Annotated in this window: 16 protein-coding genes; 12 read left to right on the top strand and 4 right to left on the bottom strand. The window is 72.4% G+C overall.

Translation table 11 applies throughout. The features are described from left to right. Positions 1–34 precede the first annotated feature (34 nt). From V1258_RS13030 to V1258_RS13055, 6 genes are read left to right on the top strand one after another with little or no spacing between them, the layout of a single operon-like run. On the top strand, positions 35–943 hold the full coding sequence (locus tag V1258_RS13030) for an ABC transporter ATP-binding protein (RefSeq protein ID WP_329747022.1): 909 nt from the start codon (positions 35–37) through the stop codon (positions 941–943). Beyond that, the gene (locus tag V1258_RS13035) at positions 940–1,725 is read left to right on the top strand and encodes an ABC transporter permease (RefSeq protein WP_329747023.1); all 786 of its coding nucleotides are present in this window, start codon (positions 940–942) and stop codon (positions 1,723–1,725) included. Before V1258_RS13030 ends, V1258_RS13035 begins: the two co-directional genes overlap by 4 nt. A 28-nt stretch (positions 1,726–1,753) precedes the next feature. Continuing rightward, positions 1,754–2,869: a sensor histidine kinase gene (locus V1258_RS13040; protein ID WP_329750152.1), complete on the top strand. Its 1,116-nt coding sequence runs from the start codon at positions 1,754–1,756 to the stop codon at positions 2,867–2,869. Next, positions 2,866–3,504 carry a response regulator transcription factor gene (locus V1258_RS13045; protein ID WP_329750089.1) on the top strand — a complete coding sequence of 213 codons (639 nt, stop codon included), beginning with the start codon at positions 2,866–2,868 and terminating at the stop codon, positions 3,502–3,504. The genes V1258_RS13040 and V1258_RS13045 overlap by 4 nt, the downstream gene beginning before the upstream one ends. 28 nt (positions 3,505–3,532) lie before the next feature. After that, positions 3,533–4,459 carry a Na+-dependent transporter gene (locus tag V1258_RS13050; RefSeq protein ID WP_329750090.1) on the top strand — a complete coding sequence of 309 codons (927 nt, stop codon included), beginning with the start codon at positions 3,533–3,535 and terminating at the stop codon, positions 4,457–4,459. Positions 4,460–4,490: 31 nt separating this feature from the next. Beyond that, entirely contained in the window at positions 4,491–6,308 is a 1,818-nt protein-coding gene (locus tag V1258_RS13055) for an ABC transporter ATP-binding protein (RefSeq protein WP_329750091.1), read from the top strand. 70 nt (positions 6,309–6,378) lie between these two features. Here V1258_RS13055 and V1258_RS13060 read toward each other — a convergent pair whose 3' ends face one another. After that, positions 6,379–6,714, bottom strand: a complete 336-nt coding sequence (locus V1258_RS13060) for an ArsR/SmtB family transcription factor (protein ID WP_329750092.1) — start codon at positions 6,712–6,714, stop codon at positions 6,379–6,381. 116 nt (positions 6,715–6,830) lie between these two features. Between V1258_RS13060 and V1258_RS13065 the strand changes: the two genes are divergently transcribed. From V1258_RS13065 to V1258_RS13085, 5 genes are all read left to right on the top strand, one after another. Next, positions 6,831–8,015: an SPFH domain-containing protein gene (locus V1258_RS13065; protein WP_329750093.1), complete on the top strand. Its 1,185-nt coding sequence runs from the start codon at positions 6,831–6,833 to the stop codon at positions 8,013–8,015. Beyond that, on the top strand, positions 8,012–9,205 hold the full coding sequence (locus tag V1258_RS13070) for a TFIIB-type zinc ribbon-containing protein (protein WP_329750094.1): 1,194 nt from the start codon (positions 8,012–8,014) through the stop codon (positions 9,203–9,205). The genes V1258_RS13065 and V1258_RS13070 overlap by 4 nt, the downstream gene beginning before the upstream one ends. Before the next feature lie 10 nt (positions 9,206–9,215). Then, a complete protein-coding gene (locus V1258_RS13075; protein ID WP_329747029.1) occupies positions 9,216–9,512 on the top strand; it encodes a hypothetical protein in 297 nt (98 codons plus the stop codon). Between the two features lie 61 nt (positions 9,513–9,573). Then, positions 9,574–10,791 carry an endonuclease/exonuclease/phosphatase family protein gene (locus V1258_RS13080; protein WP_329750095.1) on the top strand — a complete coding sequence of 406 codons (1,218 nt, stop codon included), beginning with the start codon at positions 9,574–9,576 and terminating at the stop codon, positions 10,789–10,791. A 17-nt stretch (positions 10,792–10,808) separates the two neighbouring features. After that, positions 10,809–11,651 (top strand): sulfurtransferase, encoded by an 843-nt coding sequence (locus tag V1258_RS13085; RefSeq protein ID WP_329750096.1) that lies wholly within the window; start codon positions 10,809–10,811, stop codon positions 11,649–11,651. Here the strand turns inward: V1258_RS13085 and V1258_RS13090 are convergent. After that, positions 11,626–13,413 (bottom strand): alpha/beta hydrolase, encoded by a 1,788-nt coding sequence (locus V1258_RS13090; RefSeq protein ID WP_329750097.1) that lies wholly within the window; start codon positions 13,411–13,413, stop codon positions 11,626–11,628. The two genes, V1258_RS13085 and V1258_RS13090, sit on opposite strands and share 26 nt — an antisense overlap. A gap of 50 nt (positions 13,414–13,463) precedes the next feature. On the opposite strand from V1258_RS13090, the gene V1258_RS13095 reads away from it, so the two are divergent. Next, positions 13,464–14,405 (top strand): NAD(P)-dependent oxidoreductase, encoded by a 942-nt coding sequence (locus V1258_RS13095; protein WP_329750098.1) that lies wholly within the window; start codon positions 13,464–13,466, stop codon positions 14,403–14,405. Positions 14,406–14,417: 12 nt separating this feature from the next. On the opposite strand, the gene V1258_RS13100 is transcribed toward V1258_RS13095, so the two are convergent. Both V1258_RS13100 and mtnN read right to left on the bottom strand, forming a co-directional pair. Then, positions 14,418–16,187 (bottom strand): BCCT family transporter, encoded by a 1,770-nt coding sequence (locus V1258_RS13100; RefSeq protein WP_329750099.1) that lies wholly within the window; start codon positions 16,185–16,187, stop codon positions 14,418–14,420. A 191-nt stretch (positions 16,188–16,378) separates the two neighbouring features. Further along, positions 16,379–17,098, bottom strand: coding sequence for a 5'-methylthioadenosine/S-adenosylhomocysteine nucleosidase (mtnN, locus tag V1258_RS13105; protein ID WP_329750100.1), 720 nt, complete (start codon positions 17,096–17,098; stop codon positions 16,379–16,381). Positions 17,099–17,155 lie beyond the last annotated feature (57 nt).

Consider the following 17,155-nt stretch of genomic DNA (forward strand, 5'->3'; position numbering starts at 1 on the left):
GGACCGGGGCGGGATCCGCCCGCACAGTAGGGGCATGACCTCGAGCACCCCCGCCCTCGACCTCCGCGGCGTCCGCCGCACCTACGGCCCGGTGACCGCCGTGGACCACCTCGACCTCACCGTGCCGCGCGGCCAGATCCTCGCCCTGCTGGGCCCCAACGGAGCCGGCAAGTCCACCACCGCCGAGATGATGCTGGGCCTCGCCACCCCGAGCGCGGGCACCGTCCGGGTGCTCGGCGTCCCGCCCGCCGAGGCCGCCCGGCGCGGGCTGATCGGGGCGATGCTGCAGAACGGGACGCTGCTCGAGGACGTGCCGGTGCGCCTCCTGCTGCGGCTCGTCGCCGCGGTGTGCGCGCACCCTCTGCCGATCGACGACGTCGTGGAGCGGGCAGACATCGCGCCCCTCCTGCGCCGGAACACCTCGAAGCTCTCCGGCGGCGAGGCGCAGCGGGTGCGCTTCGCCCTCGCCCTGCTCCCCGACCCCGAGGTGATCCTGCTGGACGAGCCGACGGTCGCGATGGACGTCGGGACCCGGCACCGCTTCTGGGAGTCGATGCGAGCCGTCGCCGTCGAGGGCCGCACCATCGTCTTCGCCACCCACTACCTCGAGGAGGCCGACCAGCAGGCGGACCGCGTGGTGGTGATGAGAGCCGGGAGGCTCGTCGCCGACGGCACCGGGGCGGAGATCAAGGAACGCATCGGCGGACGGGTCGTGACCCTCGCCCTCGGCTCGGGGGCCACGGGCGATGACCTCGAGCGCCTGCCCGGGGTGGGCGGCACCGAGCTGCTCGAGGACGGCCGGATCCGCCTCGCCACGAGCGACTCCGACGCGACCCTCGCCGCCCTGTTCGCCCCCGGCGGGCCCGACGTGCGCGACGTGCTCGTCGGGACGCCCTCCCTCGAGGACGCCTTCCTCCAGCTGACCACCAGGAGCACTTCATGACCGCCACCGCCACCACTGCCGATGTCCCGCAGCTCACCCGCACCGTCCGCTACACCCTCGCCGACATCCGCCTCACGCTCCGCAACGTGCTCTTCGTGTTCTTCACGGTCGGTCTGCCGGTGATCATGTTCCTGCTCTTCGACCAGATCTACGGCGGCCAGCAGCTGCCCGGCGGGGCCACCGTCGGCACCTTCATCATGGTGAACATGGCGTCCTACGGCGGGCTCACCGCCGCCCTCAACACCGGCTCGCTGATCCAGGTCGAGCGGACCAACGGCTGGCTGCGCCAGCTCATGGTCGCGGGGCTCGAGCCGCGCAGCTTCGTAACCGGCAAGCTGATCGCCGCCCAGGTCGTCGTGCTGCCCGCACTGATCGGCGTGATCCTCGCGGGAGTGCTCCTCGCCGGGGTGGAGATCACCGCCGGTGAGGCGCTGCGGGTGCTCCTCGTGCTCTGGATCAGCATGGTCCCGATGGTGCTGCTCGGCCTCGCCGTGGGGCTCGCGCTGAAGCCCAGCGCCGTCGGCCCCGTGGTGACCATCGGCACGATGCTGCTCGCCGTCGCGGGCGGGCTCTGGTTCCCCTTCGAGATGTTCCCCGACTGGCTGCAGCAGATCTCGGTGCTGCTGCCCACCTACTGGCTCGGGGAGATCGGCGCCTGGGGGATCGTCGGCGGGGACCTGCCCCTGCGCGGACTCGCGGTCCTCGCGGCCTGGACCCTGGGCCTGGTGCTGGCCTGCGCCCTGCTGCTGGGCAGCGCCGCCCGCCGCGCCTCCCGCCGCTGAGGCCTGCGAGGATGCTCCCGTGACCGACATGCCGCCGCCGCCCCCGCGCACGCCGCGCGGGGTGCACCGCGCCGCGCTCGACAGCGGCTCGCTGTTCTACAACGTGCCCTCGCTGCTGTTCCTGCTGTACATCCTGATCCCGGCGTGGACCGAGCTGAGCGTGCCGCGGGCGCTCCTGGTGACCCTGATCTGCGCGCTCTACGCGGTGCTCTTCGCCTACACCGCGGGGCTGCGCGCCTATCCGGTCCGGGACCGGCTGGTGTGGCTCGCCGCGGCCTGGGCCCTCCTCGGCGCCCTCTGGGGGGTGATCGGCCTCGAGGTGCTGAACATGGTGATGTTCCAGCAGGTCATGCACGGGATCATCCTGCCGCTGCGCTGGGCGCGGGTGACGGTCCCGGTGATCGCCGTGGCCGTGCTCGTCGGCGCCGCGACGACCGACCGGCCGATCGCCGCGGTGCTCGCCCTCGTCGGCCTGGTGCTGTCCCTCGGGCTCGCCGAGGGCATCGAGCGCGGGATCCTGCAGGAGCGGCTCGATGAGGCCGAGCGGCGCAACGCCCATCTCGCGGTCGCCGTCGAGCGCGAGCGGATCGGCCGGGACCTCCACGACATCCTCGGGCACTCGCTGACCACGATCACCGTCACCGCCCAGCTGGCCCAACGGCTGCTGCCCACCGACCCCGAGGCCGCCCGCGCCCGGCTCGGCGAGATCGAGCGGATCTCCCGCCAATCCCTAGCCGACGTGCGCACGACCGTCTCCGGCATGCAGGAGGTGCGCGCCGCGCACGAGATCGCCGCGGCCCGCAGCGTGCTCGGCGCCGCCGGGATCGAGGCGGTCACGCCCACCGCGCTGCCCGAGCTGACCGAGGAGCGCTCGGAGCTGTTCGGCTACGCGATCCGCGAGGGGGTCACGAACGTGGTGCGGCATGCGGGCGCGACCCGCTGCACCCTCACCCTCGAGGAGGATGAGGTGCAGGTGCTCGACGACGGGACCGGCCTGCCGCCGTCCCGTGCCCTCAGCGGGCTGGCCGGTCTGCGCCGGCGCCTCGAGGCGGCCGGAGGCAGCCTCGAGATCGTCTCGCCCCCGCCGAGCGGGAGCGGCACCCTGCTCATCGCCCGCCTGCCCCCCGACAGGAGCCGGGCATGAGCGCCCCGCTGCGCGTGCTGCTCGCCGACGACCAGGCCCTGCTGCGCAGCGGCCTCGCCGCCCTGCTGCGCCTCGAGAAGGATTTCGAGGTCGTCGGCGAGGCGGCGACCTGCGCCGAGGCCCTCGACCTGGTCGAGCGGGAGCGTCCCGATGTGCTGCTGCTCGACGTGCAGATGCCCGCCGGCATGCGGGGCGGAGGCCAGTCCGGCCCCGCCGACGGCCTCGAGGTCGCCGAGGCGCTCCGCGGGAGCGGCGTCCGGATCATCGTGCTGACCACCTTCGGCCGCGCCGGCTACCTGCGGCGCACGCTCGCGGCGGGGGCCGACGGGTTCATGGTCAAGGACGCCCCCGTCGACCGGCTCGTCGACGCGATCCGCCGCGTGCACCGGGGGCTGCGCGCGGTGGACCCCGAGCTCGCCGCCCAGTCCCTCGCCGTCGGCCCGAACCCGCTCACCGCGAAGGAGACCGAGGTTCTGCGCGCCGCGGCCCGCGGCGGCACGACCGCCGACATCGCCGCCCGGGTCTTCCTCTCCGAGGGGACGGTGCGCAACCACCTCTCCGCCGTCATCGGGAAGCTCTGCGTCGCCAACCGGGCCGAGGCCGTGCGCACCGCGACCGAGCACGGCTGGATCTGAGGCCACCGGCTCCGCGTAGGCTTCTGCGGTGCACACCCTCGAATCGGTCCTGGTGGCGCTGATTCACATCAGCGTGCCGATCTTCGCGATCGCCTCGATGCTGTCGATGGGCCTGCGCACCCCGATCCACGCCTTCGCCGCCCAGCTGCGGGACCGCCGCACGGTGCTCGCCGTGCTCGGCGCGAACTTCGTCGTGGTCCCCGCCGTCGGCACCCTGATCCTGATCCTGGTCAGCCCGCTCCTGCCGGAGAAGGCGGGGGAGGGGTTCATCATCGCGCTGTGCGCCGCGGGCGCCCCCTTCGTGCTGCAGCTCGGGGCGATGGCGAAGATCCCCTACGGGGAGACCGCCGGGCCGATGGCGGTGCTGCTGCTCGGCTCGATCGTGTTCATGCCGCTCGTGGTCCCCGTCCTGCTGCAGGACGTGCAGGTCGACGGCTGGGCGGTGGCCCGCCTCCTGGTCGGCACGATGCTCGCCCCGATGGTCGCCGGCATCGTGATCGCCGCGGTCTTCCCGGCGCGCGCCGATCTGCTCGCCCGCATCGCCGGGAGCGTCGCGGCGGTCTCCGCGGTGCTCATGTTCCTCTCCGGCTTCGGGTCGAACAGCGCGCTGCTGCTGAACCTGCTGCTGTCCCCGGCGATCCTGGTCGCGGTGGGCCTGGTGACCCTCGCCTTCTTCGCCGGCCGCTCCGCGGGGGACCTCGCCGGGGAGACCCTCACCGTGCCCGACGGGCCCGCGATCCTCACCAGCCAGCGGAACATCGCCGCGGCGCTGCTGGTGGCCCGCACCGGGGCCAACGACGGCTCGATCGTGGTCCCCATCCTGCTCGTGAGCGCCGTCGGCTTCGTGCTGCTGGTGCCCTACGCGCTGATCACCGGGGCGGTGCGCCGCCGCCGCGTGGGGGAGCGGGTCACCGTCGGGGTGCTCCTGGGGATCGTCGGCCCCAAGGCGGACTGAGGCGGCCCGCGAGCCCCTAGGCTTGCTGTCCGTGTCCTCCCTGCTGCGCATCGTGCGCTTCACCCGCTCCCTCGCGCCCCTGTACACCGCGGTCATCATCTGCTCGGTGCTGACCTCACTCGCGGCGCTCGCCGTCCCCTTCCTCATCGGCCGGGCGACCGACACGGTGGCGGGCGCCGTCTCGGACGCGACCGGGGCCGGCGCGGCGGTGCGCACCGTGCTGCTGCTGGCCGGGGCGGTGCTGGTCGCCGAGCTGCTGAACACCGTCGTCTCCAACATCGGCGGCTGGTACGGCGACGTGCTGAGCAACCGGATGCGCACGATCCTCTCGACCCGCTACTACGAGAAGCTGCTGCACCTCCCGCAGAGCTGGTTCGACGGGGAGATCACCGGCACGATCGTCGCCCGGCTGAACCGCTCGATCGCCGAGATCTCGCAGTTCACCAAGACCATGTCCAACTCCTTCGCCGCGATGCTGATCACCACCGCGGCGGTGCTGGGCATCAGCGCCTACTACGCCTGGCCGCTCGCGCTGCTGCTGCTGATCGTGTTCCCGGTCTACGTGTGGCTGACCTCCCTCACCTCCGTGAAATGGCAGCGGCTCGAGGGCGAGAAGAACGAGCAGGTGGACATCGCCTCGGGGCGCTTCGCCGAGGTGATCGGCCAGATCCGCGTGGTGAAGTCCTTCGTGCGCGAGCGCGGGGAGCTCGCCGACTTCTCCCGCCGCTTCGGCGCGACCGACGGCCTCACCCGCGCCCAGTCCACGCACTGGCACACCATGGACGTGCTGCGCCGGGCGGTGCTGAACCTGGTGTTCTTCGCGATCTACGCGATCATCTTCGTGCGCACCGTGCAGGGGCAGTTCACGCTCGGCGAGATGGTGCTCCTGGTGCAGCTGATGAGCATGGCCAAGGCCCCGGTGGAATCGATGAGCTGGGTGATCGACTCCTCGCAGCGGGCGATCGCCGGCAGCCGCGACTACTTCCGGGTGATGGCCACGCCGGTCGACCCGCGCACCGCCGCGATGCTCGCCGCGGGCGAGGACGGCGCCCCGGCGCAGGACCTCGTCGAGCCGGTGCCGGGGGCGCCGGTGGTCGCCTTCCGCGAGGTGTCCTTCGCCTACGAGGACGGCGAGGACGTGCTCCACGGGATCGACGTCGAGATCGCCCGCGGCGAGAAGGTCGCCCTGGTGGGCGAGTCCGGCGGCGGCAAGTCCACGATCGTGAACCTGCTGCTGGGCCTCTACGAGCCGCGCGAGGGCAGCGTCGAGGTGGTGGGGCGCTCGAGCACCGAGCTGCCGCTGGACCAGCTGCGCTCGCGGATCGGCGTGGTCTTTCAGGACGCCTCCCTGTTCTCCGGGACGATCCGCGAGAACATCGCCTACGGACGACCCGGCGCGAGCGACGAGGAGGTCGTCGACGCCGCCCGGCGCGCGAACGCCGACGCCTTCATCTCCCGCTTCGAGCACGGCTACGACACGGTCATCGGGGAGCGCGGCCTCAAGCTGTCCGGCGGGCAGCGCCAGCGGGTCGCGGTCGCCCGCGCGATCCTCAAGGACGCCCCCGTGCTGGTCCTCGACGAGGCCACCTCCGCTCTCGACACCCGCGCCGAGCGGCAGGTGCAGAAGGGCCTCGACGAGCTGATGGAGGGGCGGACCTCGCTGATCATCGCCCACCGGCTCTCCACCATCGCCACGGTGGACCGGATCATCACCCTCGAGGACGGCCGGATCGACGAGATCGGCACCCCCGCCGAGCTCGCCGCCTCCGGCGGGATCTACGCCCAGCTGCTCGACCTGCAGAACGCCGGGGATCGCAAGCGCCTCGCGCGCTTCGACATCACCGGCTGAGGGTCATTCGCTCCGCTCCGGCAGCAGGCGCGGCAGCACCCGGTGAGGGCGCGGGCGGTGGCGCGGTGCATCAGGTCTCCTCGGGGAGGGCGCGGTTCTCGCGGGCGAGCTCGGTCTCGAGGGCGTCCAGGCGCTGCGGCCACAGGCGCGAGTAGCGGTCCACCCAGGCGGCGACCTCGTCGAGGCCGCCCGGGCGCAGGCGGTAGATGCGGTGGGAGCCGGACGGCTCGACCTGCACGACATCGGCCTCGCGCAGCACCCGCAGCTGGTTGGAGACGGCCGGCTGGCGGATGTGGAACTCCGCGGAGACGGCCTCCCCGATCATGCCCGCCGACTGCTCCCCGTCGCTGAGGATCTCGAGGATCCGTCGGCGCACGGGGTCGGCGAGCAGGGCGAAAGAATTCACGTGGTGATGATATCAGCGAAGGATGAAATAGGGAAGGAAATCGGGCCCAGCGAAGGGTCGGGGAGGGGCGGTAGCATGGCACCGATCACACGCTCGGGGGCTTCGAAGGAGCTGACATGGGATTCATCCAGGCATTCAAGGGCGCTGTCGGCGGCATGCTCGCCGATCAGTGGAAGGACTTCCTCACCGTCCCGTCGGGACTGCAGCAGACCGCGGCGCTGTTCCCGGCGGTGCCGCAGGGGACCAACTCCGGTCGCGGCTCGAACACCCGCGGCTCGGAGAACGTCATCACCAACGGGTCGAAGATCATCGTGCCGCAGGGGTACGGGCTGATCACCGTGGTCGATGGGCGGGCCACGGGCCTGGTCACCGAGGCCGGCGGCTACGAGTTCACCGACTCCTCCCCGGACTCCCGCTCCGTCTTCGCGGGCGACGGCATGCTCGCCTCGACCGTGCAGACCTCCTGGGAGCGCTTCAAGTTCGGCGGCCGCCCCTCCTCGCAGCAGCTCGCCTTCTTCGTCAACCTCAAGGAGATCCCCGACAACCGCTTCGGCACCCAGTCGGAGATCTACTGGGACGACGCCTACCTGAACTCGCAGGTCGGCGCGGTCACCCGCGGCTCGTACACGCTGCGGATCGTGGACCCGCTGCTCTTCGTGCACAACTTCGTGCCGGCCACCTTCATCTCCGCGAACGCCGGGGTGTTCGACTTCTCCGATCCGGACAACGCCGCGGGCAACCAGCTGTTCCGCGAGGTCGTCGGCTCCCTCGCCGCCGCCTTCTCGCGCTACACCAACGATCCCGACAAGGGGAACCGGATCACGAAGATCCAGGGCGACTCCGTCGGCTTCGCCCAGTCCCTCTCCGCCGCCGTCGAGGAGGGCTACCGCTGGTCCACCGACCGCGGCCTCGCGATCGTGAAGACCGCGATCGTCTCCATCGAGTACGACGCGAACACCCGCGCCCTGCTCACCGAGGTGCAGAAGGCCGACGCCCTCTCCGGCGCCCGCTCGCAGTCCTACCTCAACCAGTCCGTGGCCCGCGGTGTGCAGGCCGCCGGCGAGAACGGCGGCGGGACGGGCCTGGCCATGTTCGGCGCGGGTGCGGGTGCCGTCGGCGGCCTCGTGAACCCGGTCCAGCAGACCGGCGCCCCGCAGCAGCAGGCGGCCCCGGCCGCTCCGGCGGCCCCCGCCGCGGAGGACCCGGTCGCGAAGCTCGCCCAGTACAAGCATATGCTGGACCAGGGCCTCATCTCCGAGGCGGACTACGAGGCGGCGAAGAAGGCCGCGCTCGGCCTGTGACCGACGACCGCATCGTCGACACCAGCTCCGGCAGGGACGACGGCCTCGACAAGTGCCCGCGGTGCGGGTCGGCCGAGATCCATTACGAGATCTCGGTCGGCTCGCTCGTGTGCGGGTACTGCCGCTTCCAGTGGAACGAGAAGGTCGCCGAGACCGCATTCGGGCTCGACTCCGCGATCGCGGAGCTGCGCGGGCACACCATGGCCTCGGGCACGGCGGACGTCCGCGAGGACCTCTCGGTCGTCACCTTGAAATGCCAGGGCTGCGGGGCGGAGGTCGTGATCAACGCGGCGGAGCAGGTGCAGTCGCGGTGCCACTGGTGCCGCCAGACCCTCTCGCTGAACACGCAGATCCCCAACGGGGCGATCCCCGATGCGGTGCTGCCCTTCGCGCTCACCCGGGAGCAGGCGATCGCGCAGATCGACGCCTTCGTCGCGAACCGACGAGCCTTCGCGCACGCCCGCTTCAAGGAGCAGTACGTGCCCGACAACGTCATGGGCGTGTACATCCCGTACCTGGTGGTCGACGGGAACATGCACGCGGTGCTGCAGGGCACCGGCGAGGTCACCACGAGGCAGTACACGGTGACGGTCGGCAGCGGCGACAACAAGCGGCGCGAGACCCGCTACGACGCGGACGTCTACCGCGTCCAGCGGGCCTTCGACCTCCTGGTCGACGACCTCACGATCGAGTCGGCGCAGCGCTTCTCCGCCCAGGACAACCGCTCGGCGACCAACAACGTGCTCAACGCCGTGCAGCCCTATGACACCGAGAAGGCCGTCACCTACAACGCGAACTACCTCAAGGGCTTCACCTCGGAGCGCCGTGACCTGAACGTCCGCGATCTCGACGGCCAGGTGGAGGAGAAGTTCCTCGCCATCGCCCGGGCCAAGGCCCAGCCGACCGTCCGCGGTCTCGACCGCGGCGTGCGCTGGGAGCGGGAGGGGGTGGCCGTGCACGGCACCCGCTGGGTCGCGGTGTACGTGCCGGTGTGGCTGTACTCCTATGCCGACTCCGCGCTCGACGGCAGCTCCCTCACCCACTACATCGCGGTCAACGGCCGCACCGGGACGACGATGGGCTCGGTTCCCGTCTCCCATCCGAAGATCTTCGCCGTCGCCTGCGTCTCGGGGGTCGTCGCGACCGCCGTGGCCGCCGCGCTGTCCCTGGCCTTCTTCTTCGTCAGCTGAGGAGCATCCGATGATCGAGCTCTATCCCCTGCTGCTGGCCGGCTCCGGCGACTCCTCGGCGGCCGGTTTCCTGTTCCCGCTCCTGGCGGGGCCCGCGGTGTTCGCCGCCGTGTACGGGCTGATCTACCGCTACTACCGCAACACCGACAAGCGCCACGTCTTCGAGAAGGAGACCGAGGTGCGCGTCGGGAACCTGCGCAGCAACGACCGCAAGGTCGGCGAGAACAACCGCCAGAGCAGCGCCCGCATGAACGGCGACAACACCGGGGACCACCTGCGGCGCGTGCAGCGCATCCGGGTGGAATGACGTGCTCGCGGGCCTGCGCCGGCGCTGTCGCCGATCCCCGGGAGCGTGCACAATGGAGACCATGTCGCCGAGAATCAGCCGTCGTGGAGCCCTCGTCGCCGCCGCAGCCGCCGGTCTGGGGGTGCCCGCCGCCGCGGAAGCCGCCCCGCAGCCCGCCCGGCGCGGCGGAGGCACCACCAGGGTGCGGGTGGCCACCTACAACGCCTCCCTCAACCGCGCGACCGAGGGGCAGCTGCTCGCGGACCTGGCCACTGGCGAGGACCCCCAGATCCGCGCCGTCGCGCAGGTCATCCAGCTCAACAACCCCGACGTGCTGCTGCTCAACGAGGTCGACTTCGACGAGGACGGCCGCGCGATCGACCTGCTGCGCGAGAAGTACCTCGAGGTCAGCCAGAACGGCGCGACCCCCGTCCACTACCCCTACGCCTACACCGCCCCCGTCAACACCGGGGTGCCCTCGGGCCTGGACCTGAACCGCGACGGGACCGTCGGCGGGCCCGATGACGCCTGGGGCTTCGGCGCCTTCCCCGGCCAGTACGGGATGGTGCTGCTGTCCCGTCATCCGATCCTCACCGGGCAGATCCGCACCTTCCAGAACCTGCGCTGGGCGGCGATGCCCTCGAGCCTGCTGCCCGTCGAGTTCTACGGCGAGGAGATCGCCGAGCAGCTGCGCCTGAGCTCGAAGTCCCACTGGGACGTGCCGGTGCGGATCGGCTCGACCACCGTGCACGTGCTCGCCGCGCACCCCACCCCGCCCAGCTTTGACGGCCCCGAGAAGCGCAACCAGCGGCGCAACAACGACGAGATCCGTCTCTGGGCGGACTACCTCAGCCCCGGCCGGCGCTCCCGCTGGATCACCGACGACGCCGGCGTCGTCGGCGGCCTCGCCCCGCAGGAGGAGTTCGTGATCCTCGGGGACTACAACTCGGATCCGGCCGACGGCGACTCCTGGCCCGGCGCTATCGACCAGCTGCTCACCCACGCCCGCGTGCGCGACACCCGACCGAGTTCCGAGGGCGCGGAGGAGGCGGCCGCGCAGGGCGGGGCGAACGACTCCCACCGGAGCGATCCTCGCTTCGACACCGCCGACTTCGGCGACAGCCCCTCCCCGGGCAACCTGCGCGTGGACTACGTGCTGCCCGCCAAGACCCTCCAGGTGGTCTCCTCGGCGGTCTTCTGGCCCCGCTCCGGGCGCCCCGGCAGCGAGCTGACCGGCACCTACCCCTTCCCCACCTCCGACCATCGCCTGGTCCGCGTGGACCTCGAGGTGCGCTCCTGAGCAGTAGGCTCGCCACCATGGCTGCTGCGCTCGACCCGATCATCGACTCCGCCCGCCTCCACGAGCTGCTGGAGGGCGAGGCCCCCGTGCGTCTGCTCGACGTGCGCTGGGCCCTCGACGGCTCCACTGGGCGCGAGGCCCATCTCGCCGTGCACCTGCCGGGCGCCCACTGGGTCGACCTCGACACCGAGCTCGCCGCCCCGGCGGGCCCCGCCGTCGGCCGCCATCCGCTGCCGGAACCCGCCGACTTCGCCGCGACCCTGCGCCGCCTCGGGGTGGACGAGGACACCGTCGTCGTCGCCTACGACGACACCGACGGCGCCCCCGCGGGCCGACTGGTCTGGATGCTGCGCGCCGTGGGGCAGGAGGCCGCGCTGCTCGACGGCGGGATCGCCGCCTGGGACGGGCCGCTCGAGAGCGGCGAGACCCCGCCGCCGGCCCCCGGCAGCGTGCCCGAGCGCCCCTGGCCCGCTGACCGGATCGCGACGATCGACGAGGTCGCCGCCGGGGGAGCGCTCCTGATCGACGCCCGCGCGCCCGAGCGGTACCGCGGCGAGGTCGAGCCCGTGGACCCGCGCGCCGGCCACATCCCCGGGGCCGTCAACCTCCCCTACGCCGGGAACCTCGACGCCGAGCGGCGCTTCGCCGCCCCTGAGGCGCTGCGCCAGCGCTTCCTCGCCGCGGGCGTCGACCCCGACGGGGAGACCGTCGTGTACTGCGGCTCGGGGGTCACCGCGACCCATGACCTGCTCGCCCTCGAACGGGCCGGGATCCACGGGGCGCGGCTCTTCCCCGGCTCCTGGTCGCAGTGGAGCAGCGATCCGCAGCGACCCCTCAGCCGCGGGGATGCACCCGCCTGATCGCCTCGGTGATCGCCTGGTGGCGACGGCGCTGCACCAGGGTGAGCGCCCCGCCCGCGTCCTGCCCCAGGACCGCGGCCCAGATCGGCACCATCTCCTCGTGATACGAGTGGCCGTGCCCGCCGGACGCCTTGATCGACAGCGGCATATCGGCCGCGACCTGCCAGAACGTGATCCACGGGAACCAGCGCATGGCCGGGGTGACATCGTGCCCCACCCGCTCCCGCAGCCATCGCGGCTCGTCCCACAGCAGCGCCGGCTGCCACCACACCACCGGGTCCGAAGGGTGCTGGGCGTAGACCACCCGCGGGCTCTTCCACTCGGCGTAGAGGCCGCCGTGGTAGTTGCGGTGCAGATCCGCCTCACGGGTGACCACGCGGATGTGCCGGCCGTCGTCGAGGATCGGGGCGATCGCGGGCGCACCCTCCCGGCTGCGCGAGACCAGCTCGCGCCACAGCGGGGTGAAGCTCGGGGTGCCGGTCCACACGGCGCCGTCGACGCTCGCGAGCATCTCCTGCAGGTCGCGGAAGGCGGCCTGCCCGCCGAAGGAGCCGAGCGATTCCCCGGCCACGAACAGCCGCGGCCGCTGCCCCGGCGGCAGCGACTTCAGGCGCCGGCGCACCGCGTGCAGCAGCAGGTTCCCGGCGCGGCGCGGCGAGCGGTGGTCGACCAGGTAGCTCAGCGCGCTCGTGTACACCGAGTACTGCAGGGAGGCGGTCGCGCAGTTCCCGCCGGTGAGGAACTCGATCGCGGACAGCGACCACTCCTGCAGCCAGCCGGTGCCGGTGCCGGTGAACAGCACGAGCACCTCGCGCTCCCAGGCGCCGGTGCGGTCGAGCTCGGCGATCACCGCCTCGACGGTCTCCTCGAGGGAGCGCGCGGAGGACTTCCCGGCGTACACCCGGATAGGTTCCTGCGCGTCCTCGCCCGTGGCCGCGGCGATCTGCTCGGCGCTCGCCCCGGAGGAGACGATCTTGCGTCCCGGGGCGCCCAGGGACTGCCAGGTCTCGTGCGAGGCGGGGCTGCCGGAGCGCAGCGAGGAGACGGGGCGGGGGACGTCGGGCGAGATCAGCCGGTTCGCGGCCTCGGCCCGCTCGATCATCTGCTCGAGCAGCCGCCCCCGGATCAGGCGCTCCACCAGCACGCCCACCGTCACTGCCGTGAGCACGAGCGACACGGCGCCCACGATCCGCGGCGGCAGATAGGGACGGAGCATCGCCCGGTACAGCTGCGCCGTGGAGCGCACCGCGCGGACCGCGACCAGCGCCGCGGCGGAGAAGGCGACCCCGCCGACGGTGCCCACCGCAGCGGTCGAGAGGCCCTTCGGCTCGGCGCGCACCAGATGGCTGATCTCCCGCTGGCGCATGACGCCGCGCACCCAGGAGTAGGTCGAGATCCCGATCAGCGCCGCGGCGCCCGCCCAGCGGGCCCGCCGCCGGTGATCCGGGGCGATCGACATCTCCAGGCCGATGCCGGCGATCGCGCGCCGCACCACCTTCCCGGCGAGGACCCCGGCGGCGTAGCCGTAGATCTGCGAGAGGCCGATGTTCGCCGACCACATCCACCAGGTGCGGGGCAGGAAGCTGGGCGAGGTCGAGATCCAGCCGGTGACCGAGGCGCCGAGGAAGCCCCCGGTGTCCAGGGGCTTACCGATCTCGGCCCGGCGCACGCGATGACCGGCGGTCGAGGTGGTGCGGCGCACGATGCGCAGGGTCGCGCCGAGAAGGCGCCGGACGGCGGACGGAGAGTGGCCGGATCCCATGGGTCGAGCGTATCGGAGCGGGGCAGGAGCCGGTTCCGTAGCCTGGAGCCATGAAGCTCCTGCTCCCCGACACCATCGCCCTGTCCCCGCAGCTGCCCGAGGGGTGGGAGGCCGTCGTCGTCGACGCCCGCGCCGCGATCCCCGCCGAGCACCACGACGCCGCGGCCCTCGTGGTCTGGGGCGCCTCCCGCGCCCACCTCGCCTCCGCCGCCGAGCAGCTGGGGGAGCTGCGCCTGGTGCAGTCGCTCTCCGCCGGGGTCGAGGGGATACTCGCCGCCGGCTTCGCCCCGGACGTGGTGATCGCGACCGGTGCGGGCCTGCACTCGGTCACGGTGAGCGAGCACGCCCTCGCCCTCCTGCTCACCCTCGTGCGGCGCCTGCCCGAGGCGGCCGCCGCCCAGGAGCGCCACGAGTGGTCCGCCGAGCTCGGCGGCCTGCAGCCCCTCCACCCCGAGGACCGGATCACCACGCTCCTCGGCGCCCGAGTGCTCATCTGGGGCTTCGGCGAGATCGGGCAGACCCTCGGCCCGACCCTGCGCGCCCTCGGCGCGCAGGTGCGCGGGGCCGCTCGCTCGGCCGGGACCCGCGCGGGCTTCGAGGTCATCGCCGAGAGCGACGTGCTCGCGGCCCTGCCCGAGACCGACGTCCTCATCGACATCCTCCCCGCCACCGAGGCGACCCGTCACGCGGTGGACGCGGAGGTGCTCGCGGCGCTGCCCGATCACGCCCTGCTGATCAACGTGGGCCGCGGCGCGACCGTCGACCAGGTCGCCCTCCGGGAAGCGCTCGAGGCCGGCACCCTGGGGGGTGCCGGCCTCGATGTCACCGATCCCGAGCCGCTCCCGGCCGGGGACCCGCTGTGGGACGCGCCGCGCCTGCTGATCACCCCGCACGGGGCGGGCGGGCGGCCCGTCGGCGCCGAGGAGCGGATCGCCGCGAACCTCCGCGCCCTCGCCGAGGGCGCGGAGATCGCGCACGTCTCTTCCCGCTGAGCCCGCTGAGCGTCAGCCGCGCTTGGAGTCCGCGTCCAGGTGCTCCTGCACCTGCTCGCTGACCTGCTGGCTCAGCTGCGCCTGGAACTGCTGGCCGACCTCGCCCTCGAGCTGGGTGGCGACGGTCTCCTCGACCTGCGCGGTGAGGGTGTCGGAGTAGCGCTCGAGGAACTCGCGCTGACGGATGCGCAGCTCGAGGCCCTCGATCACCTTCACCTCGCGGGACAGCGAGCGCCACAGCGAGATCATCATGCCGATCATGACGATCGAGAAGGGCAGCGCCGAGAGCAGCGCGAGGGACTGCAGCGCGGTCATGCCCGAGGTGGCGTCCCCGGAGGCGGCGCCCGCCCAGATCAGGGTCGCAGCGATCACGCCGGAGGAGGCGGCCCAGAAGATGCGGGTCAGGCGCGGCGGGTTCGGATCGCCCTTGTGGGCGATCATGTCCATCACGAAGGCGCCCGAGTCGGCGCTGGTGATGAAGAAGATCGACACCAGGATCACCGCGATGCCGGAGAGTAGCGCGCCCGCGGGCAGGTGGGAGAAGGTGTCGAACAGGGCGGTGTTCGCGTCGATGTTGCCGTCGGCGTCGGTGAAATCGACCCCGCCGATGACCGACTTGTAGAGGGCGGTGCCGCCCATGATGGTGAACCACAGGAAGGTCACCGCGGTGGGCACGAGCAGCACGCCGGTGACGAACTCGCGGACCGTGCGCCCCTTGGAGATGCGCGCGATGAACACGCCCACGAAGGGCGACCAGGAGATCCACCAGCCCCAGTAGTAGGTGGTCCAGCCGTTGAGCCAGCCGGCGCCCTCCTCGCCCCGGAAGGGGAGCGTCTGGAAGGACAGCTGCAGGATGTTCTGCAGGTAGTAGCCGATGTTCGAGACCACGTCGCGCAGCAGGAAGAGGGTCGGCCCCAGGATCAGCACGGCCACCAGCAGCAGGGCGGCGAGGCCCATGTTGAGGTTCGAGAGGATCTTGATGCCCTTGTCCACGCCGCTCGCGGCGGAGAGGGTCGCGAGCGCGGTCACCACGAGCACGATCGTCACCTGCACGACCGTCGAGTTGGGCAGCACCCCGAGGTGGTCCAGGCCCGCGGCGATCTGGTTCACGCCGAAGCCGAGCGAGGTCGCGATGCCGAAGAGGGTGCCGACGATCGCGATGATGTCCACCAGGTCGCCGATCCAGGAGTCGGTGCGCTTGCCGAGAACCGGCTCGAGCGCCCAGCGGATCGAGATCGGGCGGCCCTTGCGGTGCACCGCGTAGGCGACGGCGAGACCGACGACCACGTAGATGCCCCAGGCGTGCAGACCCCAGTGGAGGAAGGTCTGGCCCAGCGCCCGCTCGGCCCGGGCCGGATCATCCAGGTCCGCGGCGTTCGGCGGGATGCCGGGGACGTCGCCGCCGGTGTCCGCGAAGAAGGTGAGGGGCTCGGCGGCGCCCCAGAACACAAGGCCGATGCCCATGCCCGCGGCGAACAGCATCGAGAACCAGGAGAACAGCCCGTACTCCGGCTCCTCGTCGTCCTTGCCGAGCTTGATGTTGCCCATGCGGGAGACCGCGACGATGATGCCGAAGGCGACGAAGGCGGTCACGACCAGGACGAAGTACCAGCCCACCGAGCTCACGACGGTCGCGTTGAGCGTCGAGATGACGCTGCTGAACTGCGCCGGGAGGATCAGCGCGAAGAGCACCGACAGCAGGATGATCCCGCCGGCGACGAAGAACACCGGCTTCGACAGGGAATAGGAGTGCGGCGGCGACTGGGCCGTGGAGGCTGACACGATTCCTCGTTCCGAGGTGGGGGATGGGACGTGACCGCGTCGCACCTTCGGAACCCCGGATCCTGCGGTGGGGACTCCACGGGCGGACGGGCCGTGGGGCACCCTACCCGTCCCCGGAGCGGGAGAAAAGGCCTCCTACCTCGGGTGATGCGCTCCAGGTGGGGAGATCTCCGCGCTGACCTGCGCTTCGGTCAGTCCGACAATCCGGCGACGAGAGCCTCCACGGCCGTGGCCGAGATCTCAGCGACGACGTCGATCTCGAGGCGGAACTGCTGGCCCGCCGCCGGTCCGCAGAGGTCCGACACGGCGCGCAGGGCGACGAAGGGCACCCCCAGCGCCTCCGCGGTGCGCGCGCTCGCGGTGGTCTCCATGTCCGCGCTGAGCGCCGCGGGGAAGCGCACCCGCATCGGCTCCGCGAGGGGTGCGGTCACGAAGGCATCGCCCGCGAGCATCAGCCCGCGGCGCCAGCCGCGCGCCGCGACCGCACGGGCCGCGGACTCTGCCGCGTCCACCAGGGCAGGGTCCGCCCGGTGCCGCTCGGGGCCTCCGGGCACCTGTCCCGGGGCGTAGCCGAAGGCGGTCGCGTCCGCGATCGACCAGGTGAACTCCTCCCCGACGATCAGCGTGCCCACCTCGACGTCGGCCGCGAGCCCTCCGCAGGAGCCCGCGGAGACCACGGCGCGCGGCCGGTGGGCGAGGATGCCCCAGGTCGCGGCGGCGGCCGCGGCCGCGACCCCGATGCCGGTGGTCACCACGATGGTGTCCTGCCCCGAGAGCAGACCCCGCCGGGCCGTGACGGGGGCGGCGAGCGGGGTGGTCAGCTCCTCGGCGGCGACGAGGCGCGCGTGCAGCGGCGCGGACTCCTCGGGCATGGCGGCGAGGACGAGCAAGGGTGCGGGGGCGGAGGTCATGGCCGCAGGGTACCGCCGCCCCCAGGCCCGTTCGTTAGGCTGGCGGGACCCGCAGCG

The organism is Brachybacterium sp. J153 (assembly GCF_036311905.1).
Taxonomy (GTDB): Bacteria; Actinomycetota; Actinomycetes; order Actinomycetales; family Dermabacteraceae; genus Brachybacterium.

Excerpts from the sequence above, each read along its gene's own strand:
- V1258_RS13075 (WP_329747029.1), top strand. The coding sequence starts at position 9,216 with ATGATCGAGCTCTATCCCCTGCTGCTGGCCGGCTCCGGCGACTCCTCG.
- mtnN (WP_329750100.1), bottom strand. The coding sequence starts at position 17,098 with ATGACCTCCGCCCCCGCACCCTTGCTCGTCCTCGCCGCCATGCCCGAG.
- V1258_RS13085 (WP_329750096.1), top strand. The coding sequence starts at position 10,809 with ATGGCTGCTGCGCTCGACCCGATCATCGACTCCGCCCGCCTCCACGAG.
- V1258_RS13095 (WP_329750098.1), top strand. The coding sequence starts at position 13,464 with ATGAAGCTCCTGCTCCCCGACACCATCGCCCTGTCCCCGCAGCTGCCC.
- V1258_RS13035 (WP_329747023.1), top strand. The coding sequence starts at position 940 with ATGACCGCCACCGCCACCACTGCCGATGTCCCGCAGCTCACCCGCACC.
- V1258_RS13065 (WP_329750093.1), top strand. The coding sequence starts at position 6,831 with ATGGGATTCATCCAGGCATTCAAGGGCGCTGTCGGCGGCATGCTCGCC.
- V1258_RS13090 (WP_329750097.1), bottom strand. The coding sequence starts at position 13,413 with ATGGGATCCGGCCACTCTCCGTCCGCCGTCCGGCGCCTTCTCGGCGCG.
- V1258_RS13040 (WP_329750152.1), top strand. The coding sequence starts at position 1,754 with ATGCCGCCGCCGCCCCCGCGCACGCCGCGCGGGGTGCACCGCGCCGCG.
- V1258_RS13080 (WP_329750095.1), top strand. The coding sequence starts at position 9,574 with ATGTCGCCGAGAATCAGCCGTCGTGGAGCCCTCGTCGCCGCCGCAGCC.
- V1258_RS13030 (WP_329747022.1), top strand. The coding sequence starts at position 35 with ATGACCTCGAGCACCCCCGCCCTCGACCTCCGCGGCGTCCGCCGCACC.
- V1258_RS13045 (WP_329750089.1), top strand. The coding sequence starts at position 2,866 with ATGAGCGCCCCGCTGCGCGTGCTGCTCGCCGACGACCAGGCCCTGCTG.